The organism is Polaromonas sp. P1_H6, assembly GCF_056405195.1.
This window is the reverse complement of record NZ_JBFUCN010000044.1, coordinates 1-25,986: the sequence shown is the minus strand read 5'-3', so window position 1 is coordinate 25,986 and position 25,986 is coordinate 1. Positions and strand designations below refer to the sequence as shown.

Here is a 25,986-nt window from a genome sequence, read left to right as displayed (position 1 = left end):
GCTGGGCCGAGGAGCGCAGACGTAGGCGGATCAGGGATCGCGTTGTTTGAGCGAAGCGCAGCGTAGCGAGTTTAGCGAGACCCCGCCGTAGTCGAGCACCGCAGGTTGCCCGAAGCGAAGCGTAGGGACCCAGACTGCGGGTCGCCTTTCTTTTGCTTACTTTTCTTTGGCGAAGCAAAGAAAAGTGAGTCGCCGCCGGGCGACCCCGGCCAGCAACCCTCCGCAGCGAGCGCCCCGCCGGAGCAAGACCGGCAAAGACTACCGAACTCCATCAGCCTTAAACATAGCCTTAATCCCCCTAACAGCCTGCCGAATCCGCGCCTCATTCTCAATCAAAGCAAACCGAACATAGTCATCCCCGTGATCGCCAAAGCCAATCCCCGGCGACACACAAACCTTGGCCTTGTCGAGCAGCTGCTTGGCAAACTCCAGCGAGCCAAGCTTGCGATAGGCCTCCGGGATCCGCGCCCAGATGTACATCGAGGCTTTGGGGCAATCCACCGGCCAGCCGGCTTCGATCAGGCCTTTGTAGAGCACGTCGCGCCTGGCCTGGTATTGCGCGGCGATGTCTTTCACGCATTGCTGGTCGCCTTCCAGCGCGGCGATCGCGGCCACCTGCAGCGGCGTGAAGGTGCCGTAGTCGTGGTAGCTCTTGATGCGGGCCAGCGCCGCCACCAGGTCGGGGTTGCCGACCATGAAACCGACGCGCCAGCCGGCCATGTTGTAGCTCTTGGACAGGGTGAAGAACTCCACCGCGATGTCCTTGGCGCCCGGCACCTGCATGATGGACGGCGCTTTCCAGCCGTCGAACACGATGTCGGCATAGGCTAAATCGTGCACGACGAAGATGTCGTGCTTGCGCGCCAGCGCGATGACCTTCTCGAAAAACTCCAGCTCCACGCACTGGGCCGTCGGGTTCGAGGGGAAGCCCAGCACCATCATCTTGGGCTTGGGGTAGCTGCCGCGTATGGCTTTTTCCAGCTCGGCAAAAAAATCCGTGTCCGGCGTCAGCGGCACCGAGCGTATGTCGGCGCCCGCGATCACCGCGCCGTAGATGTGGATGGGGTAGCTCGGGTCCGGCACCAGCACGGTGTCGCCGCGGTCCAGCGTGGCCAGCATCAAATGGGCCAGGCCCTCCTTGGAGCCTATGGTCACGATGGCCTCGCTGTCCGGGTCTATGGCCACCTGATAGCGGCTCTGGTACCAGTGCGCGATGGCGCGCCGCAGCCGTGGGATGCCTTTGCTGGCCGAATAACCGTGGGTGTCGGGGCGCTGGGCCACCTCCACGAGTTTGGACACGATGTGCGCCGGTGTGGCGCCGTCGGGGTTGCCCATGCTCATGTCGATGATGTCCTCGCCGCGCCGGCGCGCCGCGAGTTTCAGCTCGGCCGTGATGTTGAAGACGTAAGGGGGAAGGCGGTCAATGCGCGCGAATCGGCGCTTGCCTGGAGAAGCAGACATAGAAGGAGACTTTCACGTGAGCGCCCGGAACCGTCCGAGCGACGTGGCCGGCAATGGGGCCGGCCCGAAAACATCCTAACCGAAAAGCCGCTTAAAAAATCCTGGGTGTTGTTGCGCCGCCATGCATTTACGCCCTCTTCAAAAGGAAGAGAGAAAGAAAAGAGCGGAACCGCACCAGAAGGAACTCCAGCGCCAACACCAAAACAAATCCACAGGCATACGCCAGCACGTCCATCCAGTCGGCCACCGAGCCCAGCACAATCCGCAGCACCCGGTTCTCGACATGCCAGCCGTTCACGGCCGCCACATACTGGGCAAGCTCGACCCCGCAGCCCACCCCAAACGCGGCCAGCGCCAGGCCGGCAGTGTTGGCCTTGATCACTGTCTTGAACAGAAAGTACACCCACACCACCGCCAGCACGTCGCCGACAAAACCCCGCAGCCAGGGGTGGTGCGACCACACGGTCGCGATCAGCACTTCAATGATGAAGATGAACACGGCCCACAGTGCCGCCTCGCGGTCAAAACGCAGCTTCATGCAGGGGCCCCCGCGTCAGTCAGGCACATGGATGCGCGCCTTCACATGCTTGAGGTTGGCCACGATGGTGAAGGTCATCACCACCAGCAGCGACCAGGAACTCCATTTGCCCACATGCACGAGGGACCAGGCGCCGAGCTGGTTGGGGTAGTGCCACAGGCTGAAGAAGGTGCTGATGTTCTCCGCCACCCAGATAAAAAACCCGATCAGCAAAAATCCCAGCAGCAAGGGCATGCTGCGATCCCGGTCATAGGGCCGGAAGATCACCGAAGACCTCGCGTACAAGCCCGCCAGGCAAGCCGCGATGTACCAGCGGTAGTCGCCCCAGAAATGGTGCGTGAAAAAATTGGCATACACCAGCACCGCGATCACCACGGCCATCCAGTGAGGCGGGTGATGCCGGATGCGCAGGTCGAACAGGCGCCATGCCTGGATGATGTAGCTGCCCACCGCCGCATACATAAAGCCCGAAAACAGCGGCACGCCGAACAGCTTGGTATAGGCAAAGTCCGGGTAGCTCCAGGACTGGATGGATCCCGAGGTCTTGAAGACCTCCAGCGCGAACCCCACCACGTGAAAGAGGCAGATGGCTTTGAGTTCGTCCAGCGTTTCCAGTCTGGCCAGCACCATCCAGCCCTGGATCAGCAGCGCGATCACCAGCAGCAGGTCATAGCGCGGAATACCCGCCACACCGGCGCGCGGCACCAGGAACACCGCCGCAAAAAACAGCCCGGCAAACAGGCAGGCCCTCGCCTCCTTGAGGCCGAAGCAGCCGAACTCCACCAGGAAGCGGCGAAATCCCGACAACCCCGCGTGCGTTTTCTCCCGGATCAGCCAGTTGTCCAAGGCCAGCAAAGCCATCGGCGCGTACCTTTTTATTGATTGTTTTTCAGAGCCGGCTTGTCGCGCCCGCAGGGGTGGATCCCGCGGCAGCCAATTCGGCGACCGCTGCGATTCTACGTTCGCGCCCGGGGAGCGAATCCCGGCGCGCCCGCAGTCATAAAAAAGCCCGGCAGAAGCAGGGCTTTGATTCGGCGCCGGCAGGCAAAGCGCTAGATCGCCACCAGCTGCCGCACGCCGTTGGTTTCCATGTCCTTGCCCTGCCCGCGCGCGATGAACTCGCCGCGCTCCATCACCAGGTAGTCGTCGGCCAGTTCCTGCGCGAAGTCGTAGTACTGCTCCACCAGCAGGATGGCCATGTCGCCCCGGTCCGCCAGCATGCGGATCACGCGGCCTATGTCCTTGATGATGCTGGGCTGTATGCCCTCGGTTGGTTCGTCCAGGATCAGCAGCTTGGGCTTGGCCGCCAGCGCGCGTGCAATGGCCAGTTGCTGCTGCTGCCCGCCCGACAGGTCGCCGCCGCGGCGGTTCAGCATCTGCTTGAGTACCGGGAACAGTTCATAGAGTTCGGCCGGGATGGGGGTCGACGCGCTCTTGTAGGCCAGGCCCATGCGGAGGTTCTCTTCTACCGTGAGGCGGGCGAAGATTTCGCGGCCTTGGGGGACGAAGCCTATCCCTGCTCTTGCCCGTTCATAGGGGGTGCTGGATTGGATTTGTTTGCCGTCGAAGTCGATTGTTCCGGTTTTGATCGGAACGAGGCCCATTAAGGATTTCAGGAGCGTTGTTTTGCCTACGCCGTTGCGGCCCAGGAGGACTGTTACCTTGCCCAGGTGGGCGTCCAGGCTCACGTCTCTGAGGATGTGGGAGCCGCCGTAGTATTGGTTGATGTTTTTGGCTATGAGCATATGGGTTCCTTACTCTTGCCGGAGGGGTTCTGATTGGAGCGCGCTCTGCTGAGGGTGGCTGGCCGGGGTTGCCGGCAGCAACTCACTTTTCTTTGCTTCGCCAAAGAAAAGTAAGCAAAAGAAAGGCGACCCGCAGTCTGGGTCCCTACGCTCCGCTTCGGGCAACCTGCGGTGCTCGACTCCGGCGGGGTCTCGCGCAAACTCGCCTTCGGCTCAAACAAGCGCGATCCCTGATCCGCCTCCGTCTGCGCTCCTCGGCCCAGCCAGGACGGGGCAATCGGGAACGGGGACAAAGACAAACAAGGACTCGCCGTGGCGAGTCCTTGTTTCTTAAGGTATTCGGTATTGGTATTCGGCTGTTTGGATTTCTTCTCCCCGCTCCCACCCCTTGTGGATGCGCCGAGGAGCGGAGGTCCAGACGGATCAGGGATCGCGTTGTCTGAGCGAAGCGAGTTTAGCGAGACCCCGTCTGGACCGAGCACCGCAGGTTGCCCGTAGCGCAGCGGAGGGACGCAGCAACCAGGGTCGCCTTTTCTTTGCTTACTTTCTTTTGGCGAAGCAAAAGAAAGTGAGTCGCATGCCGGGCGACCCCGGCCAGCAACACTCAGCAGCGAGCGCACCGCCGGAGCAAGAACCGGCGTCAATACCCCAGCCCGAACGGAGATCGGCTTATCTCCCAAGATAAACCTCTATAACCCGCTCATCCGCCTGCACCTGATCCAAGGTGCCCTGCGCCAGCACCGAGCCGTCGCAAAGGACGGTGACGATTTCCGAAATCGTCTTAATGAAACTCATATCGTGCTCCACCACCATCAAGGAATGCTGCCCCTTGAGCGTAAGGAACAACTCAGCCGTCCGCGCAGTCTCCTCATCGGTCATGCCCGCCACCGGCTCGTCGAGCAGCAGCAACTTCGGATCCTGCATCAGCAGCATCCCGATCTCCAGCCACTGCTTCTGCCCATGGCTCAGGTTGCCGGCCAGCCGCCCCACGCTGTCGGCCAGGTGAATCGTCACCAGGATTTCGGCCAGGCGGTCGCTTTGGGCGGAGTCCAGCCTGAAGAACATCGAGTGCTTCACGCCTTTGTTGGTCTTCAGGGCCAGCTCCAGGTTTTCAAACACCGTGAGCTGCTCGAACACCGTGGGCTTCTGGAACTTGCGGCCTATGCCCAGCTGGGCGATCTCGGCTTCCTTGTGGCGCAGCAAATCTATCGTGCTGCCGAAGAACACCGTGCCTTCGTCGGGCCGGGTCTTGCCGGTGATGATGTCCATCATCGTGGTCTTGCCGGCGCCGTTGGGGCCGATGATGCAGCGCAGCTCGCCGGGCGCGATGTCCAGGCTCAGCTTGTTAATCGCCTTGAAGCCGTCAAAGCTCACGCTCACGTCTTCGAGATACAGGATGCGGCCGTGGGTGACGTCGACCTCGCCGGCGGGGTGGGCCACACGGCTGCCGCTGGCGCTGCGGCCGCCGGATTCGGTATTGGATTTGCCGGCTTCGAGCGCAGCCAGGCGCTCTTCCACGCGGCGCGCGCCTTGTTCGAGCAGGTCGGGGGTCATTTGGCACCGCCTTTGCGCAGCTTTTTCACCAGGCCCACCACGCCATCGGGCAGGAAGAGCGTGACGCTGATGAACAGCGCGCCCAAAAAGTACAGCCAGAACTCAGGGTAGGCCACGGTCAGCCAGCTCTTGGCGCCGTTGACGATAAAGGCGCCGACTATTGGTCCAATCAGGCTGGCACGGCCGCCCACCGCCGCCCAGATCGCAATCTCGATCGAATTGGCCGGGCTCATCTCGCTGGGGTTGATGATGCCGACCTGCGGCACATACAGCGCCCCGGCTACACCGCACATCACGGCCGAGATCACCCAGATCGTGAGCTTGTAGCCCAGCGGGTTGTACCCAGAGAACATCACGCGCGTTTCCGCGTCGCGTATCGCCTGCAGCACACGGCCGAACTTGCTGCCCACCAGCCATTTGGCGAACAAAAAGAAGCCCAGCAGCGTCAGGCCCGTCAGCACAAACAGCGTCATGCGCATCGAAGGCGTGGCCAGCGGGATGTTCAAAATGCGCTTGAAATCGGTAAAACCGTTGTTGCCGCCGAAACCCGTCTCGTTGCGGAAGAACAGCAGCATGGCCGCAAAGGTCATGGCCTGGGTGATGATCGAAAAATACACACCCTTGATGCGCGAGCGGAAAGCGAAGAAGCCGAACACAAAGGCCACGATGCCCGGCACCGCGACGATCAGGAACAGCGTCGCCGCAAAGCTGTCGCTGAAAGTCCAGTGCCAGGGCAGCACCTTCCAGTCCAGAAAGACCATGAAGTCCGGCAGGTCGCTTTTGTAATTGCCGTCGCGGCCGATCTGCCGCATCAAATACATGCCCATGGTGTAGCCGCCCAGCGCGAAGAACACGCCATGCCCCAGCGAGAGGATGCCGGTGTAACCCCAGATCAAATCCATCGCCAGCGCGCAGATCGCGTAGCACATGATCTTGCCCAGCAGCGCCACCGCATAGGTGCTCATGTGGAACATGCTGCCCTCGGGCACCCAGAGATTCAGCATGGGCGCGATAGCGCAGACGGCGATCAGCGCCATCATGAAGGCGCTCCAGCCGCCGCGCGTCAGCAGCGGACCCTTGGCGGGAAGATGCACGCGGGAGGCCGCGGTGTTGGGGGTTGCCATCGGGGTGCTCATGATCAGGCTTCTGCGCTGCGGCCCTTCATCGCGAAGATGCCCTGCGGCCGCTTCTGGATGAAGATGATGATGAAGACCAGCACGGCGATCTTGGCCAGCACGGCGCCCGTCCAGCCTTCGAGGAATTTGTTGAGGATGCCCAGGCCCAGCGCGGCATACACCGTGCCCGCCAGCTGGCCCACGCCGCCCAGCACCACGACCATGAAGGAGTCGACGATGTAGCCCTGGCCCAGGTCAGGCCCCACATTGCCCACCTGGCTCAGCGCGCAGCCGGCCAGGCCCGCGATGCCCGAGCCCAGCGCGAACGCGTAGGTGTCGACACGCGCGGTGTTGACGCCCATACAAGAGGCGATAGGCCGGTTCTGCGTGACGCCGCGCACAAACAGGCCCAGGCGTGTGCGGCTGATCAGCCAGGCCACGCCCAGCAGCACCGCCACCGCAAAGACAATGATCACCAGGCGGTTGTAAGGCAGCGAGAGGTTGCCCAGCACCTGCACACCGCCGCTCATCCACACCGGGTTTTCGACACCGACGTTCTGCGCGCCGAAGATGGAGCGCACCAGCTGCTGCAGCATCAGGCTGATGCCCCAGGTGGCCAGCAAGGTCTCCAGCGGCCGGCCGTAGAGGAAGCGGATCACGCCGCGCTCCAGCGCCGCGCCCATCAGCGCCGAGGCCATAAAGGCCACAGGCACGGCCGCCAGCAAATACCAATCAAACAGGCCCGGCAGGTAGCGCTGGAACAGGCCCTGCACCACATAGGTGGCGTAGGCGCCAATCATCATCAGCTCGCCATGCGCCATGTTGATGACGCCCATCAGCCCGTAGGTGATGGCCAGGCCCAGCGCCACCAGCAGCAAAATGCTGCCCAGGCTGATGCCGCTGAAAATCGCGCCCAGCTTGTTGCCCCATTCGAGCGAGGCCTCGACCTTGGCCAGCGCCGCCTGCAGCGCCACCTTGACGTCGGCATCGGTTTCGGTGCCCAGGCGTTCTATCAGCACGGTTTTGGTGGCGGGGTTTTTGCTGCCGGCCAGCTGCGCGGCAGCGGCCAGGCGCTTGGCCTTGTCGCTGCTGCCCAGCAAGATGGCCGAGCGCATCAGCTCCAGCTGGTTTTTCAGTTCGGGCACGGTCTCGGCCGCGTAGGCCTTTTCGATCAGCGGCAGGCGGGCCTCGTCGTTATCACCGCCCAGGGTCTTGATCGCGTCGCGCCGCTGCTTTTCATCCTTGGAGAACAGCTTCAGCGCCGCCAGCGCGTTGTCGATCTCGCTGCGCATCAGGTTGGGGTTGATCACGTCTTCCGCGTCGGCCGGCAGCGGCGTCTCGGCGCCCGTGATCGGGTCAAAAGCCTTGTCGTCCTTCACGACAAACACCTTGTCGCCTTTGGTCTTCACCGCGTCGTCGCTCAATGCCTGGATAAACGCCGCCGTCTTGTCGTCGGCGACAGCCGCGGCTTTGGCCAAAACCGCCACCCGCGCCTCCGTCTCGCCCAGGGCCATGCCCTTGACCTCATCGGCGGTCAAGGCGTGGGCATGGGCTGCTGTCAGAAGCGTGAGGAAGGCGAGAAGTAAGTGGCGTAGCAGCATGTGGAAAGAACCTGTAGGTTGGGCGCGCACCAGCTTATCGGTGGGGCGCCCAGACTGCAACTTCCTTGTGAGCGCCGGTCTTGTTCAGTGAGCAAGAACCGGGCCGCGGCTGTCGGGTGGTGAAGGCCGCTGGCCCCCATCCCAACCTTCCCCCAGCGGGGGAAGGAGCCAGAAATGAATGATTGGGACTTGTCCCCTCCCCCACTGGGGGAGGGTTAGGGTGGGGGCCAACCGGCCTAAACCCACCCACAGCCTCTTGCTCCTCACTCAGTCAAGATTGGAAGAAGCGTAGCGAGCGGGCCAAGGTGGGTTCTGCGGCGCGGAACCGTACACCAGTACGGTGAGCACCGCAGAGCCCAGATTGGCTCGCGCAGTAGCTTCTTACTTCTTGACAGGCTCGTCGGGCTTCTTGTCGTTCCCTTCAATGTATGGAGACCATGGCTTGGCCTTCACAGGACCAGGCGTCTTCCACACCACATTGAACTGCCCATCCGCCTTGATCTCGCCGATAAACACCGACTTGTGCAGGTGGTGGTTCTTCTCGTCCATCTTGCTCACGATGCCCGAGGGTGCGTTGAAGGTCTGGCCGGCCATGGCGGCGATCACCTTGTCGGTATCCGTGGACTTGGCCTTCTCAACCGCCTGCTTCCACATGTTGATGCCGATGTAGGTGGCTTCCATCGGGTCGTTGGTCAAAGGCTTGTCGGCGCCGGGGAGCTTCTTGGCCTTGGCGTAAGCGGACCACTTCTTGATGAACTCGGTGTTGGCCGGGCTCTTGATGGACTGGAAGTAGTTCCAGGCAGCCAGGTGGCCGACCAGGGGCTTGGTATCCACGCCGCGCAGCTCTTCTTCACCGACCGAGAAGGCCACCACGGGCACGTCTTTGGCCTTCAGGCCGGCATTGCCCAGCTCTTTATAGAAAGGCACGTTGGAGTCGCCGTTGATGGTCGACACCACGGCCGTCTTGCCGCCTTGCGAGAACTTCTTCACGTCAGCCACGATGGTCTGGTAATCGCTGTGGCCGAAGGGTGTGTATTTCTCGTCGATGTCCTTGTCGGCCACGCCCTTGCTCTTCAAATAAGCGCGCAGGATCTTGTTGGTCGTGCGGGGGTAGACATAGTCGGTACCCAGCAGCACCCAGCGCTTGGCGCCGCCGCCGGCCTTGCTCATCAAATAGTCAACGGCAGGAATCGCCTGCTGGTTGGGCGCCGCGCCCGTGTAGAACACGTTCTTGGACAGCTCTTCACCTTCGTACTGCACGGGGTAGAACAGCAGGCCGTTCATTTCTTCCACAACCGGCAGCACCGACTTGCGCGACACAGACGTCCAGCAGCCGAAAATCACGGCGACCTTGTCCTGGCCCAGCAGCTGCTTGGTCTTTTCAGCGAAGAGCGGCCAGTTGGAGGCCGGGTCCACCACCACGGGCTCGAGCTTCTTGCCCATCACGCCACCCTTGGCATTGATCTCTTCGATCGCCATCAGGACGGTATCTTTCAGCGTGGTTTCAGAAATCGCCATGGTGCCCGACAGGCTGTGCAGCACGCCGACCTTGATCGTGTCCTGGGCAAAAGCGGGCACGGCGCCCAGGGCGGCCAGTGCGACGGCGGCGGTCATCGCCTTGAGGGTGAATCGACGTTGTTGTGTCATGGTGAATCCTCTCCGGTAGTAGATAGGTATGGGGACGTAAGAATCGCGTTTCGCTGCGCAAAAGCCTGTCAAACCAAGGCTTTAGGGCAACGATGAGTGGATTCTGGGGACCGGAGGGGGATTGGGGAATACGCCGGGTGGCGTACGTGGGGTGGGCCGCCACGGCCAAGCTAAATCAGCTTTAGCCCCCCAATTGGAGGATTTCAACTACCAGCGATCATGGTTAACTGGAGTCTGATGACAGAGGGGGCAAGTCACGCTCAGAGCATCTCGAGCGGACACTAAAACAAAAGGGGCTTTATGGGAACCATAAATGCGTCGATCTACCTGACCCTGCAGGGCAAGACGAAGGATGTGTCAGCTACGTTCAACGCACCAGACTGTCAGATAGAAGCCGGGGACTATTCAGGAGATTTCTTCTCCTTTCAACCCGAAGGCAGCACTCCTGATTGGGCCGAAGAGCTCAAAAAGTCAGCCGGTATCAGCATTACCGGCTCTTTTCCTGATATTGACTCCAAAACCGTCGGTGCGCTGCTAATGCTGCGACCTACGGGAGCGCGTAATCCGATACCTCCCGATCTGACAAATCGATATTTCATCCTGTCTTTCGGGTCAGGCTGGCAACGCCTTAATGATGACTGGCTTGAGCCAAACTTTGGCAGAACCGTTGCGCTAAATGTGCTCTCCATCGATCAGCTGCTGGAACTGCGTACAGAGCAGGTATTTGCGCTCCGACATATTTCGACGGATAGAGCGCCAATCGCATCAACAAAAGACACTTTTAATCTTGATGCGGATAGAGATCTACTTGAAGTTGTAGAAGGGAAGCTCAGTGGGATTCTTACAGTTCAAGGCGGCAAACCAACCGCGTCCAAGAAACTCGAAGGACTTCTCCCAAAGGGATCCAAAGTTCGCGGCGGACAAAGTTTACGAATCAGCTTGACGCTTAGCGACTTGAGTGCAGTCCTAGATGCATGCTTTGTTGAATTTCAGAACACAGGCTATCGGAAGATGTGGCCCGAAGTGGATTACCTTGTCCCGGTAAACGATACGAATTTGCAACTCAAACTCGAAAATGCCTTAGACACGCAACTTGGGTCGGCAAATTGGCCAAGCAGTTTAATGCTTGTCGCTCACGGGAAAAGAGGAAACTCTGAACTAACCCCCGACAGCTTCAGTTTAGGGAGAAAGCAAGTAGCAAAACAAGGATCCACAATTTCGACGCAAAATTTCTTGGCAGAAAGTGACTGGAGGAGTTTCCTAAAATCACAAAACCAATCCCCCTCACTGACAACGGCAAAAGGAACAGCTGTCCATTGCTTCGATGATCAGCTAAAGGAACTCTTCACCACTGACATTTTTTCGTGCCTCGCCACCGAGGTAAATTTGAATAATGTTCCGCATATATTGGCGGAAGGTCGTTGGTTCGCCGCAGAGCCAGCATTCCTCAAAACATTGCTGAACGAACTGCGCCTTTCAGTTCCAACCACCCCATCCTCTCTTCTGGCTTGGGACGGAGCTTCAAAAGAAGCTAAATACAACCAACTGGCCTCCGCTGCCGGCAAGTACTCCCTACTGGATGCGAAAAACATTCATTACGGCGGTGGGCAGTCGAAATTCGAAGTGTGTGATTTTCTTGACAACAAGAATAAGGCCATGTACTTCGTCAAGCGTGCGGATACCTCGGCACCACTAAGCCATCTTTGCGAACAAGTTCGGCGTTCGGTTGAACTACTGTTCTCCCCAAACCCAGGCTTTAGAACAGCTCTTTCCACGTACTCTACCAAGCACAAGATTTCAGTACATGCCGACCTAACCACCAGCCGCCCGTACGCAGGAACTTGGACACTGAGGGTTGTCGTTCTTACCCGTAAGAAGAAAAATCCTCTGGAGGAACTTCCACTATTTGCAAAGTGTTCACTACGGCGTCTTGCAAAACAGATGATTCAGTTAGGGCATCGTATCGAGTTCCTATTTCCGTAACAGGATTCCCCCCTCTCATTACCAGCCCACAATGCTAAAAACAAAGCTCGCCAAAAATTCCCCTTTATTCGGGAGCGGATTGGCAGTACTGAACAGATACTTCGAAAAGCGATTGCGGTGATATTGAAATCAATAGACCGCGACATCTAGATAAAAATACAAAAGGGATTTCGATATGGAAGGAGATCGCACATCAACAAAGATGCCAGAACTGCTCGTATTTTCCAGAGCTCTGGCGCTGGGCTTCGTGTTAGCCGAGGTCTTTCACGTCACATACATTGGCGGCAGCGGCTTGGCAGCCCAGATGGAACGCGTCGACTCACATCTTCGACTCGCAGCTGTCGGGGTAGTGTTGGCTGTATTAATTTGGTACGCGATATCGCGAAAATTGATTGGGAGCATGGCCCGACTCAGGCGTAGTCGAAGAGTTGACCTCCTGCTTTCGGTGTTACTTGGAGTTTGGGCAAACAGTATTCTTTTCTCATTCATGGAGCCATTCCATGAGCACGTAGCCAAAACCAATTCGCTATGGACGCTACTGTTGATAGCCTTCATTCTTCTAATGATCACTTCATCGCTCATTCGCGCATGGCTAGCCGGAAGAAAAGAGGACATCCCCCAACTTTATTTCCTGACTGACGACGAGATAGATAACCCAGCGGATGATGTACTCGCCAATCAAGATCAAGCTACGCGCTTTGCGAAGACAGTTCTTGAGAGCGGATCAAACAGTGGGCTTGTCTACGGCCTCGATGGGCCTTGGGGAACTGGAAAAACAAGTTTCATTAATCTAGCCAGTAACTATTGGAAATTCAACGCGAGCAGCGAGGTAATTGTTTTTCGATTCGAGCCACTGCGGTACGCGTCAGATCCCGATCTAGCGGAAAGATTTCTACGCGACCTTTCGGCCGAAATACAACACCAAATTTTTGTTCCTGAGTTCCGAGCGGCCGCCACACGCTATTCACGCATGCTAAAAGGGAAAGCCGATTTTTCCTTCCTTGGGTTCAAACTGGAGATCGAGCCATCCGTCGAAACTATTGACGAATTGCTGAAAGATATCGATGACGTACTAAAGCGGATTCGGCGTAGGCTCATAGTGGTGGTCGATGATTTGGATAGGCTAGAGCCCAACGCGGTAAACAACGTCTTGTTTACTGTCCGGCGCACTTTCAGACTCACTCAAGCTGCGTACATTCTCTGCTACGACACCGAGAATTTAATATCTAGCAAGGATGAAGGTGAGCGAGCCAGGCTGTTTCTTGAGAAATTTGTCAACATCAAGTTAAGCCTATTTATAGACCGCTCCTCCATCATTCGATTTTTAAGACGAGACTGGAATAAGGAAGAGGAAAAATACCAATCCATTCCCTCAGAAACGATGTTGAAGCTCGAGTCTATGTTGAGCGAACTCGCCGACATTCTTGAGGATGACGAACATACCTCGAAGTACATGTCCTTGATCGGGGACATGAGGAAATTAAAGCGCTTTGTAAACGCTATGCTGTTGATGCAGATCGAGAAAACAGATCTAGCACATACCGATTTTCATGGCCGTGATCTCATTAACTTGTTATTGCTTCACCTAAATTATCCTGGGATGTTCAGACGTATTTACATGGAGGAGACCGAAGACCGTTCCGGCATCTTCTCTATGAAAACGAGGTCTGGAGCAAGCGGGCGAGAGTACGTAAATGATGACGGCTACGACACTATTGTTGGGTCGTGTAAAGGCTTGGATCGGTTCCTATTGGATCAACTTTTCAGCGCGAGCTCGCTGGGATTAGATACATACGGTTCAGTCGATGAAAGCGTTTTGGCATCGCGGGCATGCTTCAATCACAAGCCTTATCGCAATCTTGAAGCTTATTTAACGCTCATTGTTAAATTTTCCGCGCCAGAACCAAGAAAGACGTTCAAGCTCTATCAAAATGCCGTCGCCAAAGTTATTGGAGGCGCACCTATTAATCAGATTTTGTCGGGCGACGAATTCAAACTAAACCGGGGGGAAGCCGCGCACGATCAGTTCTGGCAAATCTTGGTGAGTCAATCGTATGAATTCAGGAACGTCGTCGCAGATAACTCAATTGACACACTAGTCGAAAAACTACCGGCGTACTCATCGGTTGACGTTGGCGATCGCGGCCTACGACATCGGTCCATCTATACGTTGATCAGATTGCTTGATCGGGCAGGCTGGGGGAGAACTAGCGGTAAGAGACTTCCAAATACATCCCAGAATGTCATTGAGATCGCATACAGAATATACGGCGAGGATAAATATTCAGGGAACAGCTTGATTGATCGACTTGCAGCAGAGAACCGAGGCGTGCTCGGGTTATTTGATTTAATGCTTTTCCGTCTCCAGTGCAGCGCAGACAGGCAAGGGCAAATTTACAACTTACACACAGCTCTGATAGTCCACGATGACATGCTTGCGCCGACGAGTGGCCCGGTGACAGCTTTAGCAATTGCGGGAATGCGTACGATTTCTCAGCGTATTTTTTCACTTTTCAAATCGAGATACATTGACACGAAGCGAAATATTTTTGACGACACAGACGCGACCTCAGATGCAGATTTTCTGGGTGCCTCAGCCGAATTTCATTTTTCTCAAGCAACAGGTACGGAAGGAGAAGAAAAGCTACGGGATCTGATTCTCGGATCCCGTTCAATGACAAAGAATTTCGTTGTGTATCAGTTAGCCAACCGAAAGGCTGGCACGGGGTCAGGAGTCGGATGTGGGTATTACGACGCCACGGGAGCCGCTGACGGCGGAGAAATAGCCAAGCATGTTAATGACTACATGTTCGACGTATGCTTCAATCCCCAAGTCAGCCCTCGAAACATCGAGCATTTCTTGGACTACTGCCTTTCCAATTTAACTAGTGGAATTTGGTCTGGGGATGAAGAAGATGGCTATCACCCCACCAAGCAAGGACTTGCCAATGAGCTGAGTCCTGATATGTTGGCAAACTACTGGGGAAAGCATGGTGCGGCCATTAAGGCATCGAATTTAATCGCATCTGACAGAAGAGTGGTCACATTGAACTATGTTGTCACTTACGCTGCCGGTTTAATTCGCGTCTTCGATGTTTTGGATCAGATTTCTGCTGAGGAAGTAGCGGCCGCCGTTACCGCCGCACCTCAGAATCCAAATTAAGCGGCATCTCCGTAGCCCGCCTGAAATGTGTGAACCCCCGCTTTGTGGAACACTTCGGCCAGCCTCACCCCCGCAACACACCCAACATCCACTCCTCAAACAACCGGATACTCCGTTGCTCCCGCCGTTGAGGCGGATAAGTCAGAAAGTAGCCGTTCCCGCTGTCGACCTCAATGTCAAAGGGCTTCACCAGGCCACCCGAGGCAATCAAGTCAGTGAACAGTGCAGCATCAGCAATCGCAACCCCCAGCCCACGCTCGGCGCTCTGCACGCACATGTCCACCGTGTCAAAGAGTTGCTCACGCGCGCCCTGCAGCTCGGGCACACCTGCGCCGCGCAGCCAGGTCAACCATTCATGCCGGCTGGCCGTGGCATGCAGCAGGGTCACATTCGCCAGGTCGGCCGGCTCGCGCAGGCCGGCGGCCAGCTGGGGTGTGCACAGGGGCACCAGGCGCTCGCGCATCAGCGGCACCTCGACCAGATGCGGCCAGCCGCCTTTGCCGTGGGCAATGATGGCGTCGGCATCGGTGTTGCTGAAGTCGGGCGCATCTGTCCAATGGGTGGCGACGCGGATCTCAAGGCCGGGCAGCGCTGCCTGCAGCGCCGGCAGGCGCGGCAAAAACCACCTGACGGCCATGGTGGGCGGGAACTGGACCCTGAGGACATCTGCTGCGCCGCGCCGCACGCGGGCGCTGGCTTGGGCCAAAGTCTCCAGCGCCTGGCGCACCGGTGCCAGCAACTGCTGGCCTTCGGCGGTGAGCGTCAGGCCACGGGCCACGCGCACAAACAGCGGGCAGCCGTAATATTCCTCTAGCAACTGCACCTGCCGGCTCACCGCGCCCTGGGTCAGGTTGAGCCGGGTGGCCGCGCCTGTGAAGCTGCCGCAGTCGGCGGCGGCCAGGAAGGCCTGCAGGGCATAGAGGGGCGGCAAGGCGGGCATGCGCGCAGTTTATCTTGGTGGCCCAGTGGTGACACAGCGGCGGCAGCCATGCGCGCCGCACATGGCTGACCCCAAAATCTTTCGATGGTGCGGGTGCGCTGGTGCTCCTACGATGGCGCCCTGTTCATTCATTCCCAACACGTCCCTTCCCCACACCATGGTCATCAGCTCGAACGCACTCGCCTATATTGACGTCATCAATAAGTACCTGGCCTTGCTGGCCGCGGGCGATATGCCCGGCGTCGTATCGCTGTTCAGCCCCCAGGGCATGGTGAGCTCGCCCTTTCTGGGCATGCAGCCGGCGGGGGAGTTTTTTGAGCAGCTGAAGGCGGCCACGCGGCGCAGCGTGCTGGAGGACCCGGAAGTGTTTGTGAGCGCGGCCGGCTCGCGCCGGGCTACCGTGTGCTTTACCTACCAGTGGGAGCTGGCCGATGGATCGCACGTGAGCTTTCGCTGCGTGGACCTGTTTGATTTCGACGCGCAGGGCCTGATAGCGACCATGACCATCATCTACGATACGGCGCCGATACGCGCGGAGGTGGGCGACAAATACCGCCGCGTGGAAGCTTCATGATTTACCCTTGATTCATTCACCCACCCCCACCTGAGCAAAGGAGCGCCCTATGTCACTTGTTCGCGTACAACACGTCACTGTCTCGCTCGACGGTTTTGGAACCGGCGAGGGCCAATCCCTGGCGGCTCCGTTCGGCCATGCGGGCGAACGGCTGCACGAATGGATGTTTGAAACCCAGTGGGGCCGCCGGATGATAGGCAAGACGGGCGGCACGTCGGGCGTCGATGATACCTTTCTGCGGCTTTTTTCGGTGGACATTGGCGCCGAGATCATGGGGGCCGGCAAATATGGCTACCCCGGCTGGCACAAGGACCCGGAATGGAAGGGCCACTGGGGCCCCAACCCGATATTCCATACACCGGTCTTTGTTTTGACCCATCACACCCGCCCGCCTATCGAGATGGAGGGCGGCACCACTTTCCACTTCATCAACGCATCACCCGCGGAGGCAGTGGAGGCGGCGCGCAAGGCCGCGGGTGGCCAGGACATACGCCTGGGCGGAGGCCCGACCATGCTGCGCGAGTTCCTCAAGGCCGGGCTGGTGGACCACATGCACGTCGTGGTGGTGCCCATTTTGCTGGGCCGCGGTGTACGGCTGTGGGACGGGCTGGAGGGACTTGAGAAGGACTACGACATCGAGTCGGTCTCGACACCCGTCGGCGTCACGCATATGACCTTTACCCGCTCCCCAAGCCATTGAGCTACTGAACTGCTGAGCCACTGATCGCGGATTTACCTTAACCCCAAACCAACCCAAAGGAGAACCCCCATGCCCAAGATGATTTTTGTCAACCTGCCCGTGAAGGATCTTGCCGCCGCCTTGCGCTTTTACAAGGCCATCGGCTGCGAGCAGAACATGCAGTTCAGCAACGAGCAGGCCGCAATGATGGTCTGGTCGGAGTCGATCAGCTTCATGCTGCTGACGCACGAGTACTTCGGGACTTTTACCGCCAAACGTATCGCCGACGCGCAGCAGACTTGCGAAGTGCTGCTGGCCCTGTCGCGCGACAGCCGCGAGGAAGTGGACACCATCACAAAAGCCGCGGCGGCCGCCGGCGGCAAGGCCGATGTTCGCCCACCGCAGGACATGGGATTCATGTATTCGCGCGCCTTCCAGGACCCGGACGGCCATGTGTTCGAGCCGGTGTGGATGGACATGGCGGCGGTGCAGGCGACCGCCTAGGCCCTCACCTTTATCACGTATAGGCCTACGTAGCCGGACTTTGTCGAATTCTCCAGAGCTGATCGTCGTAACAGGGAAGCAAGCCAAAAAGCCCCATGAGGCCTTTTGCTTGTTTTACCTGTTTCGCTTTTTTAACCCAAGGAGAAATCGATGAAGTTCCTGCACACTCTTTTTGCCCCGCTGCTCAGCGCCGCGGTAGCCGTTGCCACCATCGTCCCGGTCGCGGCCCACGCCCAGGACAGCAAGCCGGTCAAGAGCGGCTACCTCAGCGTCAACGGCGTCAATTACCACTACCAGGTGCACGGCAAGGGCGAGCCGCTGCTGCTTTTGCATGGCGGCCTGGGCGACTTCGACATGTTCGGCCCGGTGCTGACGGAGCTTGTCAAAACCCGCCAGGTGATTGGCGTGGACCTGTACGGCCATGGCCGGACGGCGCTGACGGATCGGCCCATGAGCGTGGTCGACATGGGCGACGACATGGCGCAGATCGTCAAGCAGCTCGGCTACGACAAAGTGGACGTGATGGGTTATTCGCTGGGCGGCGGTGTCGGCTTTCGCATGGCGGTGCAACACCCCGAGCGCGTGCGGCGGCTGGCGCTGGTGTCGGCCGGCTACGCGCAAGACGGCTTCTTCCCGGAGATGCTGCCCATGCAGGCGCAAGTCGGCGCGGCGATGGCCGACATGATGAAGGACAGCCCGATGTACAAGTCCTACGCCGCGGTGGCGCCGCGCCCGCAGGATTTCCCCAAGCTGCTGGACCAGATGGGCGCCTTCATGCGCAAGCCTTATGACTATGCGGAGGACGTGAAGAAGCTGGCGATGCCGGTGATGCTGGTCTTCGGCGACAGCGACATGTACCGGCCGGAGCACATCATGAAGTTCTACCAGCTGCTGGGTGGCGGGCTGAAGGACGCGGGCTGGGGCCGCGAGCACATGGCGAAGAACCGGCTGGCGATATTGCCGGGCTTCACGCACTACGACCTCTTCCTGGCGCCGGCCCTGGTACCGACGGTGCTGCCTTTCCTGGATGGGAAGAGCAACACGGCCAGCTGGGCGCAGCAGGTGGAGGGGAAGAAGTAAGTGGCTTAAAGCCGGGTCACACCGGCGCGTAAGCCCCGGTGCCGCCCGGCCAGGCCGTCAGCACCTCATAGCCATCGGGCGTGACAGCCACCATGTGTTCCCACTGGGCGGACAGGGAGCTGTCTTTGGTCACCACGGTCCAGCCGTCGGCCAGTTGCCGGGTTTCGCGTTTGCCGGCGTTGAGCATGGGTTCGATGGTGAACACCATGCCGGGTTCGAGCCTGATCCCTTCGCCGGGCCGGCCGTAGTGCAGCACCTGCAAGTCCTCGTGGTAGACCTGGCCTATGCCGTGGCCGCAGTACTCGCGCACCACGCTGAAATTCTCACGATGGGCGACCGACTGGATGGCATGGCCGACGTCGCCCAGGGTGGCGCCGGGCCTGACCTGCTTGATCCCGGCCAGCATGGCTTCGTAGGTGGTCTCCACCAGGCGCCGGGCCAGCACGCTGGGCGCGCCGACAAAAAACATGCGGCTGGTGTCGCCGAACCAGCCGTCTTTGATGACGGCGACGTCGATGTTGACGATGTCGCCTTGTTTCAAAATTTTGTCGGGCGAGGGAATGCCGTGGCACACCACCTGGTTGACGGAGGTCAGTATGGTCTTGGGATAACCGAGGTAGCCCACGTTGGCGGGGATGGCGCCCTGCACGTTCACGATGTGCTGGTGGCAGATGGCGTCCAGCGCCTCGGTGCTGACGCCGGGCACGACGTGCGGCTCAACCATGCTAAGAACCTCTGCGGCCAGCTGGCCGGCCCGCCGCGCCATCGCGATCTGCTCGGGGGACTTGATGACGACGCCGCGGGCCATCAGCGTTTACCGGCAGAGGCCGGCCGCGCTTTGCCGGCCTGGGCTGTGGCGGCGGTGACGATGTCCAGGCCGCCGGCGAGTTCAGCCTGGACCAGCAGCTGGCAAATCTCCCGGTAATCCAGGTCCGGGTGCATCTCGGTCAGCATGCCGACCCGCATCCAGTGCTCGGCCTGCGAATTAATGGACCGGCTCAGGGCGTTGCCCGCCACGCGCAGGTTCTCGTGCATCAGGTCTGAAATTTTGACAATACCCATGGTTGGCCTTTATATCCTCTACATTCTTTACATGAAACGTATATGGATTATATATATTTCATATGGTCGAACTTTTTCCGGTCGACGGGGGTCGGCGGACTCGATGAGGCAATCTTTGGGAAACCGCGAAAAATTTATTGGAAGATGTCGATTTGGGCCCGCCCCGAACGTCGTCAGAGAGAAGATGAGCGAAAACCCGCCCGTCCGGCACCCAACGAGACATCCAGCCAAGGAGAAAGCACCATGACCCAGACAAACACCCTGCCCCTCCCCACCATCACGGCCTTTGAACGCTCGCCCGACCGCGGCAGGGGCCTGGCGCGCGACTCACGCGTGCGCTGGGCGCTTGAAGAGGTGGGCCAGGCCTACGAGGTTCGCCTGGTGTCTTTCGCGGCCATGAAGCAGCCCGCGCATAAAGCCCTCCATCCCTTCGGGCAGATCCCGACCTATGAAGACGGCGAGCTGACGCTGTTCGAGTCGGGCGCCATCGTGCTGCATATCGCGGAGCGCCATGCCGGCCTGCTGCCCCACGACACGAATGCCCGTGCCCGCGCGATCGCCTGGATGTTTGCCGCACTGAACACGGTGGAGCCGCCCATCATCGAGCGCACCATGGCCATGCTTTTCGAGCAGGACAAGCCCTGGTATGCGGAGCGCCTGACCCTGCTCGACGAGCGCGTGCATGCGCGGCTGGGCGACCTCTCCAGCCGGCTGGGTGATGCCGACTGGCTGGACGGCGCCTTCAGCGCCGGCGACCTGCTGATGGTGACGGTGCTGCGCAGGCTGGAGAGCTCGGGCCTGCTGGACCAATACCCGACGCTGTCGGCCTATATCGCCCGCGGCGTGGCACGGCCGGCTTATCAACGGGCTTTTGAGGCGCAGCTGGCGGTCTTTACGGGGAAGGCGGTGGGCGGCTGACAGGGTCGCTCAGGACTGGCGTGAGTTCTGCCGCCGCGAACTGATGTTTTGCGGCGCTCATGTCTGCTGTGGGACGCAGCCGCGGCTAAGATGACTGTTTTCGGCCAAAAGCGGCCCTACGACTGCCTCACCGCAAAGCAGACACGCACCTGGTCCAGCAACCGCGTGGACTGCAAAGCTGGTGCGGCGACTTTGTCAGGGTTGTTATACCTGTCCATTTATACAAAATAGTGAGATAGGCCCATGCTTTCAAACAATTTTCTGAACCATAGTCGCCGGTGTTATCTGACTGGCGGCCATGTTATTCCGCAGTTTTGCGGGATATATCAAAGTTAGGTGTCACGTGCGACCGATGCGCATCGCGACAGTCATGCTTGGAGCGTTGGTTCTCCTCGGCTGCAAAGAGGGACCCGACGCGACGTCTTTCGAGTCATCGCGCGGAACGATCACGTACAAAGAGCGTGTGCGGCCGGATGACGGAAAGTTTGAAGGTGGTTCCCGTAGCGCGACAGTGTCGGAAATCGCCCGTCTGAGACAAAGTGCTGATAGGGCCGGCGCGTTCGTCGGCAAGTACGTTGCCTCGAACAGAGTCCAACCGGATTTGCTGGCAAACCTTGATACGGCCTTCGCCGCATGGCTCCAAATGAACGGGTCCAAAGAATCCCCAGCGGAAGTCGAGTCCATAGTAGGCGCGGCACTTGGTCAGTACTGCATCGAGCGTCTGCCGGTTCGGTGGATGGTAGTGTCTGACGCAAACGGCACCGAATTTGCGCTCATTGGCGAGAACCCGCCATCGAAGTCGTTTCCGCTAGCATCTGTGCGGTATCGAATTGAAGATCGAAAGACGGATTTCATTGGAGCTCTCTATGAAGCACTGGTTCACGTTCGAAAGAAGGCTGGTGGTGAAACCTAACTTGTCAATCGACACGGACCCACAACAGCAGGCTGCGGCTCCGCCGCTCATGTTGGTGGTCCGGTCATTTCTACGTTAGGCCGCACAGAAAGAGTCGTCGACGATGTCATATCCAACTGAACACCCAAACTCTCTGAAGATGATGAATCTGACCCTTGCAGTCAAAGCCAACTTTTCCGACATCGAAACCAGACAGGAGCCTAGTGGCGGTACCACGCTCAAAGCAAAACTGCGGCTCCAGGCAACACAGCACACATTGCATATGGAGCTTCAATCGAGCGATGTCATTTTCAGCACCCAACATCAGTGGACAAGAGTGCCAATCACCAATGAGCCAGAGCAAATGGCAGTCATTCGAAGATGGCGGAGCCGTTGCCTAGTCTGAGCTACCAGCTATTTCTCGGAGAAAAGAAACTGAAAGCGAACCTTGCAGCCCCAGTGCGGCCTAACCCTTCCATCGAGAGGACGTCGCCCGGCAAGCCGGGCGCCGCCTCTCATGTCAAACGTTAGAGAGCATCATGGCAACGAGGCGCCCATAGCGCCACCTCGGGCCCGGTGACGTCGCCCCATTGCACCAGCGTTCCGGCGGCCAGGTCGGGGATGACCAGCGACAAGGGGAGGCGCGCCGCACCGACATTCGCACGGACCGCATCGCGGACCATGAACAGCGATGACAAGGTTTGAATAGTTGACGCAGACCATCAGTATCAACGTTCCCAATAAGTGTCTTATCTCCAGCGGAACGCGAAATGTCCAAGGACTGCATGCCTTGAAGTTTAAGGTCAAGGGCGAGGCGGCCAGACACCCACCACATGAAGTGAAGTTCGTATTCCGCCGGAAGTACTTCACAGACTATTCGCTCATTGCCTGCAACGCGCTCAAAACGGTGGGTGTTGTACTCTTCCGGCGCATCTGGGTACACCTGAACGTGTGTACCTCCAAAGAACCCATTGAGCTGATCGACCTCGGGGCAGCGCTTCATGATGGTTAACGTGAAAGTGGGCGAACGCCGTAGGCGGTCCGTTCGAATGACATGTTAAACCGCACTCGCACTCCTCCTACCCCGAAGCCGATGCCACGCGGCGAACAAGACCACAGCCAGAAGCGGCACCACAAGAACTGCGGCTGCAATCGGCAGGCTATAGGACCCAATGGCCAAGGCTACAGCGCTTGACACACACGCTACGAGGCCAGCTCCCGCACCCCAGACTGCGCTCCGTCCAGGCGGGGAAAGTGCAACAACCGCGAGTATCAAAAGCAATAGGACCGAAAGCACGATGCGCAACTGTGAAATTTGGTATATCTCAAGGCAGGCACACGCCTTCGAGGGCACGAGCGCAAAGGCGATGAGCGCTACGAGCGCCGCGATCCACCTCCCGGTACTTGGCTTGCGTGCAGTGCTCGTACTCATCGCGGTTTAACGTTTGACTTAAGCGGACCGCCGTAGGCGGGTCCACTTGAAGGAAGGGTTAGGCCTCGGACTCATTGCCACTTGCCCTTTCGATTACTTCAAGTAAGTGCTTCCCATGTGCGTTTGCTGGACAAGCCTGACGAAGCGCAACGAGCAAGGCAAGAGCCTCGGGCGTTCTCAACGATGAGATGAGCCTAGCGAAAGCGGCAGCGGTGTAGGTTTCGGGACCTGCTGCAAAGGTGCGAATGAGTGGACCGACAAGCTCGTGCAGTTCGAATGCACAAGCGATCTTGGCAGCCACGACACGCTCCCGCCAACCCTTGCATAGGGTGAGCTCACGCACGAGTTGCGGGGCGTCGCTGGGCGCAACGAGTTCAGTGACCTTGCTCACAGAGCCACTCCAGTTGCCTGTGTAGAGCTGAATGACGAGTTCGTGCATCTGAGGCCTAACGTGAAGATGACCGGACCACAACACTTTGCGGCGAAGCCGAATTCTGCTGTTGTGGGGCCGTGTCGATTGACCAGTTAGACATCATCGCATGCCTTCACGAATCAGACTCGACGCCCACCTTCCAGAGCACGTCGCATTTTGGGCAGTGGCGCAATAGCGGCGTACCGACTCGTCCGTCGGTTTCCAGCAGGCCTGACACCGGACCGCCACAATCCGGGCACACAAAGCTCTTGGCGCCTCGGATACCGAACAATATCAGGGCGGCCACAGCCGACACAAACCAAACGCCACCGAAAACATACTGCCACATGCCTCTCGGGACATCCGTCACGAACAAAAGCAGCACGCCCCAAACACCGATCACGGCCAGTATGCGCGCGCTTTGGCGTTCCATAAAAGTGTTCGCGCTTTTAACCTTTGGCATGAGGTCTAACGTGCGTGTAATCGGCGACTTGCGCCAGGAGGCCGCGCAACGGCCGGACGCCGCAAGGCGTCCGTGTTGACTGGCTGGTTAGCTGTCAGTTCGCTCACGATCTAGATGTCCGATGCTTCAATTGCCACTTTCAGCTCCCCTGAGTCCGGCGTGGCGACAATCACTTGGCAGTTTAGCGCCGTGCGCTGTTGCCCGACGAAGCCAAACACGGCATGTGCCGTGACAACGGACGAAGGCTCAAAGCCTTCCTTCCTCAGAATTTCGGCAAACTTGGACCTGAGTCCAGGTGCTTCGACAGGTGAAACGTCAGAGCATCCCACGAGCGCGACCGAAATCTCCATCACCCCCGCGCGCCGCTGCTCCAGGGTGCGTTCAGGTGTGTCATACGAGTTTCCGCTCAACGCGTGTTGGGCAAAGCTGCGCGCCACGTTTCTCAGTCGCTTGATACCCGGCATGTGGTGACAGCTAACGCAGAAATGACCGGCGGACAGTAGGCGGGCGAAAGCCCGCCGATAGGACGTCCGTGTCGATTGCCATGTTAGACCGAACTCTCGCCGCGCGAGATTGGTCGCCCATTCGAGGTGAATCGCTGGGCGGCGGCCCGCGCCGTTCCGTTGCAATACTCTATCTCGGCTAGCTCACCGAGCGGTCCGTACTCTCGATAGAGTCCGTGGAGCACCTCGGCCCCATCGGTTCCCGCGTACCACGTGTAGTGCTTGTGAACCCGACCAGTTGGATAAGAGATCGTATGCGTCAAGAGTTCGCTTGGCGGCGCGAGCGCCTCCAACGCAGGAAGATGTTCCGCGACCTTCGAATAAAGCTCAGAGTGATCCGCCTCGCCCAGATTTGAGACGACGGTAAGCGACCCAGTCTTGCGATAGTGGCGAACGGAATCAAGTAGGTCAGCCAGAAGCCAAGCAGGACAGTCTTGAATGGCTTCCACGCCTCCAGTCGCGGCGATCGTCTCGGCGGCTACGAAGGCAGCCGCCGAGCGCATAGCGCCCAGTTCGAGAAAGCCCTGCTCACGCTCGATTGCGTAAGCAGACTCAATCGCGTGGCAAATGTCGAGATGCATGGCTCCGTGCGGTCTAACGTTTGACATGAGCTGCGTCCAGCGGGCGAAGCCCGTTGGACGTCGGCTCAATGGAATGGTTAGGCGTCGGCGGCAACTGCGAAGCACTCACAAATGAACGGAACATCTTCCTTGAACTCCTCATTCCAGAAGACGTCGCAGAGACCTTCCCAGCGAAGCTGAATTCGCCCCTCTTCACTGCTTCCAAAGACAACCTTGCAGCTCCGAACGTCGTGGTGCCCAAAGACATACATTGTTCCCTTTTCTGGATGAGGTTCGGCGCCGGTCTGCCAAGACGTACTTTGGCCTTGAAGTTCGAGTGCATCTTGTGCGGGGAGGCATAGCCCTTGGTGGTACAGGTAGGGAGCCCAGTTCTCACCGTCGAACTCTTCCTTTTGAGTTTCGATTTCAATGCACCAGTTCTCTCCACGGCGAGTTACCTCAGCGAGCTTGACTTCGAAAACGCGATCACGCAGCGTGAGTTTTCCGATGGATATCATGACGCCTAACTTTGATATATCCCGAAAAACTGCGGAATAACATGGCCACCAATCAGATAACACCGGCGACTATGGTTAAAAAAAGTGTTTGAAAGCATGGGCTTATCTCACTATTCTGTATAAATGGACAGGTATGACAACCCTGGCAAAGTCGCCGCACCAGCTTTGCAGTCCACGCGGTTGCTGGACCAGGTGCGTGTCTGCTTTGCAGTGAGGCAGTCGTCAGTCTGCTTTTGGCCGAAAACAGTCATCTTACTGATAACCGCTTTGGGCCCATAGCAGAGATCAACAAGCAGCGTGAGCGAACTTCCAGCCGGCTGGGTGATGCCGACCGGCTGGACGGCGCGTTCAGCGCCGGTGATGGGGGAGCCGGCGTTTTAAATGGCATCACCGGATRTAAGCCGCCAATTCCTCRGGRCTTCCYTCGGGRAAGGCCTCYTTGAGAAARTTCAGGAAGGCGGAMACSCGSCCGCTCAGCAGGCGGCGGGATGGRTAGAGCGCCCATAGCGCCACCTCGGGCCCGGTGACGTCGCCCCATTGCACCAGCGTTCCGGCGGCCAGGTCGGGGATGACCAGCGACAAGGGGAGGCGCGCCGCACCGACATTCGCACGGACCGCATCGCGGACCATGAACAGCGATGA

The 25,986-nt window shown here is 58.7% G+C and carries 25 protein-coding genes; 9 read left to right on the top strand and 16 right to left on the bottom strand.

All coding sequences use genetic code 11. The features are described 5' to 3' along the window. Positions 1–258: 258 nt before the first annotated feature. The 8 genes from alaC to urtA form a co-directional block, all read right to left on the bottom strand. Positions 259–1,461, bottom strand: coding sequence for an alanine transaminase (gene alaC / locus AC1D1F_RS23775; protein ID WP_477653300.1), 1,203 nt, complete (start codon positions 1,459–1,461; stop codon positions 259–261). 127 nt (positions 1,462–1,588) lie between these two features. Continuing rightward, on the bottom strand, positions 1,589–1,999 hold the full coding sequence (locus tag AC1D1F_RS23770; protein ID WP_477678575.1) for a ribosomal maturation YjgA family protein: 411 nt from the start codon (positions 1,997–1,999) through the stop codon (positions 1,589–1,591). Positions 2,000–2,014: 15 nt separating this feature from the next. Beyond that, positions 2,015–2,860, bottom strand: a complete 846-nt coding sequence (locus AC1D1F_RS23765; protein ID WP_477700866.1) for a DUF817 domain-containing protein — start codon at positions 2,858–2,860, stop codon at positions 2,015–2,017. A gap of 191 nt (positions 2,861–3,051) precedes the next feature. Then, positions 3,052–3,744, bottom strand: a complete 693-nt coding sequence (gene urtE / locus AC1D1F_RS23760; protein WP_477697402.1) for an urea ABC transporter ATP-binding subunit UrtE — start codon at positions 3,742–3,744, stop codon at positions 3,052–3,054. A 669-nt stretch (positions 3,745–4,413) separates the two neighbouring features. Continuing rightward, entirely contained in the window at positions 4,414–5,298 is an 885-nt protein-coding gene (gene urtD / locus AC1D1F_RS23755) for an urea ABC transporter ATP-binding protein UrtD (protein ID WP_477700865.1), read from the bottom strand. After that, the gene (gene urtC, locus AC1D1F_RS23750) at positions 5,295–6,434 is read right to left on the bottom strand and encodes an urea ABC transporter permease subunit UrtC (RefSeq protein ID WP_477676261.1); all 1,140 of its coding nucleotides are present in this window, start codon (positions 6,432–6,434) and stop codon (positions 5,295–5,297) included. The genes urtD and urtC overlap by 4 nt, the downstream gene beginning before the upstream one ends. Positions 6,435–6,436: 2 nt before the next feature. Continuing rightward, positions 6,437–8,014, bottom strand: coding sequence for an urea ABC transporter permease subunit UrtB (gene urtB, locus AC1D1F_RS23745; protein WP_477676260.1), 1,578 nt, complete (start codon positions 8,012–8,014; stop codon positions 6,437–6,439). 381 nt (positions 8,015–8,395) lie between these two features. Then, positions 8,396–9,661, bottom strand: coding sequence for an urea ABC transporter substrate-binding protein (urtA, locus tag AC1D1F_RS23740; protein WP_477676259.1), 1,266 nt, complete (start codon positions 9,659–9,661; stop codon positions 8,396–8,398). A 300-nt stretch (positions 9,662–9,961) separates the two neighbouring features. Here urtA and AC1D1F_RS23735 point away from each other — a divergent pair, with 300 nt between their 5' ends. Together AC1D1F_RS23735 and AC1D1F_RS23730 are read left to right on the top strand one after the other, a co-directional pair. Next, positions 9,962–11,644 carry a TIGR04141 family sporadically distributed protein gene (locus tag AC1D1F_RS23735; RefSeq protein WP_477697546.1) on the top strand — a complete coding sequence of 561 codons (1,683 nt, stop codon included), beginning with the start codon at positions 9,962–9,964 and terminating at the stop codon, positions 11,642–11,644. A 202-nt stretch (positions 11,645–11,846) separates the two neighbouring features. Continuing rightward, positions 11,847–14,807, top strand: a complete 2,961-nt coding sequence (locus tag AC1D1F_RS23730; RefSeq protein ID WP_477700864.1) for a P-loop NTPase fold protein — start codon at positions 11,847–11,849, stop codon at positions 14,805–14,807. A gap of 64 nt (positions 14,808–14,871) precedes the next feature. On the opposite strand, the gene AC1D1F_RS23725 is transcribed toward AC1D1F_RS23730, so the two are convergent. Continuing rightward, positions 14,872–15,747, bottom strand: a complete 876-nt coding sequence (locus tag AC1D1F_RS23725) for a LysR substrate-binding domain-containing protein (protein WP_477697479.1) — start codon at positions 15,745–15,747, stop codon at positions 14,872–14,874. 157 nt (positions 15,748–15,904) lie between these two features. On the opposite strand from AC1D1F_RS23725, the gene AC1D1F_RS23720 reads away from it, so the two are divergent. The 4 genes from AC1D1F_RS23720 to AC1D1F_RS23705 all read left to right on the top strand — a co-directional run bounded on the left by AC1D1F_RS23720 (position 15,905) and on the right by AC1D1F_RS23705 (position 18,584). Then, positions 15,905–16,321: a nuclear transport factor 2 family protein gene (locus tag AC1D1F_RS23720; RefSeq protein WP_477676255.1), complete on the top strand. Its 417-nt coding sequence runs from the start codon at positions 15,905–15,907 to the stop codon at positions 16,319–16,321. A gap of 49 nt (positions 16,322–16,370) precedes the next feature. Further along, positions 16,371–17,021 carry a dihydrofolate reductase family protein gene (locus AC1D1F_RS23715; RefSeq protein ID WP_477676254.1) on the top strand — a complete coding sequence of 217 codons (651 nt, stop codon included), beginning with the start codon at positions 16,371–16,373 and terminating at the stop codon, positions 17,019–17,021. Positions 17,022–17,090: 69 nt separating this feature from the next. Beyond that, entirely contained in the window at positions 17,091–17,504 is a 414-nt protein-coding gene (locus AC1D1F_RS23710) for a VOC family protein (protein ID WP_477676253.1), read from the top strand. A gap of 150 nt (positions 17,505–17,654) precedes the next feature. Beyond that, a complete protein-coding gene (locus AC1D1F_RS23705) occupies positions 17,655–18,584 on the top strand; it encodes an alpha/beta fold hydrolase (protein ID WP_477697478.1) in 930 nt (309 codons plus the stop codon). A gap of 16 nt (positions 18,585–18,600) precedes the next feature. Here the strand turns inward: AC1D1F_RS23705 and map are convergent, their stop codons facing one another. Together map and AC1D1F_RS23695 are read right to left on the bottom strand one after the other, a co-directional pair. Beyond that, entirely contained in the window at positions 18,601–19,392 is a 792-nt protein-coding gene (map, locus tag AC1D1F_RS23700) for a type I methionyl aminopeptidase (RefSeq protein WP_477676251.1), read from the bottom strand. Then, positions 19,392–19,646, bottom strand: coding sequence for a ParD-like family protein (locus AC1D1F_RS23695; RefSeq protein ID WP_477676250.1), 255 nt, complete (start codon positions 19,644–19,646; stop codon positions 19,392–19,394). Before AC1D1F_RS23695 ends, map begins: the two co-directional genes overlap by 1 nt. A 243-nt stretch (positions 19,647–19,889) precedes the next feature. On the opposite strand from AC1D1F_RS23695, the gene AC1D1F_RS23690 reads away from it, so the two are divergent. The 3 genes from AC1D1F_RS23690 (at position 19,890) to AC1D1F_RS23680 (ending at position 22,468) form a co-directional block, all read left to right on the top strand. Then, complete coding sequence (locus AC1D1F_RS23690; RefSeq protein WP_477676249.1) at positions 19,890–20,564, top strand: glutathione S-transferase family protein; 675 nt, start codon at positions 19,890–19,892, stop codon at positions 20,562–20,564. A 352-nt stretch (positions 20,565–20,916) separates the two neighbouring features. Next, positions 20,917–21,477, top strand: coding sequence for a DUF3806 domain-containing protein (locus AC1D1F_RS23685; protein WP_477676248.1), 561 nt, complete (start codon positions 20,917–20,919; stop codon positions 21,475–21,477). Positions 21,478–22,165: 688 nt separating this feature from the next. Next, on the top strand, positions 22,166–22,468 hold the full coding sequence (locus AC1D1F_RS23680) for a hypothetical protein (protein WP_477700863.1): 303 nt from the start codon (positions 22,166–22,168) through the stop codon (positions 22,466–22,468). A gap of 965 nt (positions 22,469–23,433) precedes the next feature. Here the strand turns inward: AC1D1F_RS23680 and AC1D1F_RS23675 are convergent. The 5 genes from AC1D1F_RS23675 to AC1D1F_RS23655 form a co-directional block, all read right to left on the bottom strand. Continuing rightward, positions 23,434–23,733, bottom strand: coding sequence for a hypothetical protein (locus tag AC1D1F_RS23675; RefSeq protein ID WP_477679140.1), 300 nt, complete (start codon positions 23,731–23,733; stop codon positions 23,434–23,436). Positions 23,734–23,873: 140 nt separating this feature from the next. Next, positions 23,874–24,227, bottom strand: a complete 354-nt coding sequence (locus tag AC1D1F_RS23670) for a hypothetical protein (protein ID WP_477679139.1) — start codon at positions 24,225–24,227, stop codon at positions 23,874–23,876. A gap of 83 nt (positions 24,228–24,310) precedes the next feature. Further along, a complete protein-coding gene (locus AC1D1F_RS23665; RefSeq protein ID WP_477700862.1) occupies positions 24,311–24,847 on the bottom strand; it encodes a toxin-antitoxin system YwqK family antitoxin in 537 nt (178 codons plus the stop codon). A gap of 77 nt (positions 24,848–24,924) precedes the next feature. Further along, positions 24,925–25,344 (bottom strand): hypothetical protein, encoded by a 420-nt coding sequence (locus AC1D1F_RS23660; RefSeq protein ID WP_477700861.1) that lies wholly within the window; start codon positions 25,342–25,344, stop codon positions 24,925–24,927. 387 nt (positions 25,345–25,731) lie between these two features. Continuing rightward, positions 25,732–25,986, bottom strand: a 255-nt coding sequence (locus tag AC1D1F_RS23655) for a LysR substrate-binding domain-containing protein (RefSeq protein ID WP_477700860.1), incomplete at its 5' end; no start/stop codon positions are given.

Coding starts and splice junctions, on each gene's coding strand:
- alaC (WP_477653300.1), bottom strand. CDS start 1,461: ATGTCTGCTTCTCCAGGCAAGCGCCGATTCGCGCGCATTGACCGCCTT.
- AC1D1F_RS23770 (WP_477678575.1), bottom strand. CDS start 1,999: ATGAAGCTGCGTTTTGACCGCGAGGCGGCACTGTGGGCCGTGTTCATC.
- AC1D1F_RS23765 (WP_477700866.1), bottom strand. CDS start 2,860: ATGGCTTTGCTGGCCTTGGACAACTGGCTGATCCGGGAGAAAACGCAC.
- urtE (WP_477697402.1), bottom strand. CDS start 3,744: ATGCTCATAGCCAAAAACATCAACCAATACTACGGCGGCTCCCACATC.
- urtD (WP_477700865.1), bottom strand. CDS start 5,298: ATGACCCCCGACCTGCTCGAACAAGGCGCGCGCCGCGTGGAAGAGCGC.
- urtC (WP_477676261.1), bottom strand. CDS start 6,434: ATGAGCACCCCGATGGCAACCCCCAACACCGCGGCCTCCCGCGTGCAT.
- urtB (WP_477676260.1), bottom strand. CDS start 8,014: ATGCTGCTACGCCACTTACTTCTCGCCTTCCTCACGCTTCTGACAGCA.
- urtA (WP_477676259.1), bottom strand. CDS start 9,661: ATGACACAACAACGTCGATTCACCCTCAAGGCGATGACCGCCGCCGTC.
- AC1D1F_RS23735 (WP_477697546.1), top strand. CDS start 9,962: ATGGGAACCATAAATGCGTCGATCTACCTGACCCTGCAGGGCAAGACG.
- AC1D1F_RS23730 (WP_477700864.1), top strand. CDS start 11,847: ATGCCAGAACTGCTCGTATTTTCCAGAGCTCTGGCGCTGGGCTTCGTG.
- AC1D1F_RS23725 (WP_477697479.1), bottom strand. CDS start 15,747: ATGCCCGCCTTGCCGCCCCTCTATGCCCTGCAGGCCTTCCTGGCCGCC.
- AC1D1F_RS23720 (WP_477676255.1), top strand. CDS start 15,905: ATGGTCATCAGCTCGAACGCACTCGCCTATATTGACGTCATCAATAAG.
- AC1D1F_RS23715 (WP_477676254.1), top strand. CDS start 16,371: ATGTCACTTGTTCGCGTACAACACGTCACTGTCTCGCTCGACGGTTTT.
- AC1D1F_RS23710 (WP_477676253.1), top strand. CDS start 17,091: ATGCCCAAGATGATTTTTGTCAACCTGCCCGTGAAGGATCTTGCCGCC.
- AC1D1F_RS23705 (WP_477697478.1), top strand. CDS start 17,655: ATGAAGTTCCTGCACACTCTTTTTGCCCCGCTGCTCAGCGCCGCGGTA.
- map (WP_477676251.1), bottom strand. CDS start 19,392: ATGGCCCGCGGCGTCGTCATCAAGTCCCCCGAGCAGATCGCGATGGCG.
- AC1D1F_RS23695 (WP_477676250.1), bottom strand. CDS start 19,646: ATGGGTATTGTCAAAATTTCAGACCTGATGCACGAGAACCTGCGCGTG.
- AC1D1F_RS23690 (WP_477676249.1), top strand. CDS start 19,890: ATGACCCAGACAAACACCCTGCCCCTCCCCACCATCACGGCCTTTGAA.
- AC1D1F_RS23685 (WP_477676248.1), top strand. CDS start 20,917: ATGCGCATCGCGACAGTCATGCTTGGAGCGTTGGTTCTCCTCGGCTGC.
- AC1D1F_RS23675 (WP_477679140.1), bottom strand. CDS start 23,733: ATGGAACGCCAAAGCGCGCGCATACTGGCCGTGATCGGTGTTTGGGGC.
- AC1D1F_RS23670 (WP_477679139.1), bottom strand. CDS start 24,227: ATGCCGGGTATCAAGCGACTGAGAAACGTGGCGCGCAGCTTTGCCCAA.
- AC1D1F_RS23665 (WP_477700862.1), bottom strand. CDS start 24,847: ATGCATCTCGACATTTGCCACGCGATTGAGTCTGCTTACGCAATCGAG.
- AC1D1F_RS23660 (WP_477700861.1), bottom strand. CDS start 25,344: ATGATATCCATCGGAAAACTCACGCTGCGTGATCGCGTTTTCGAAGTC.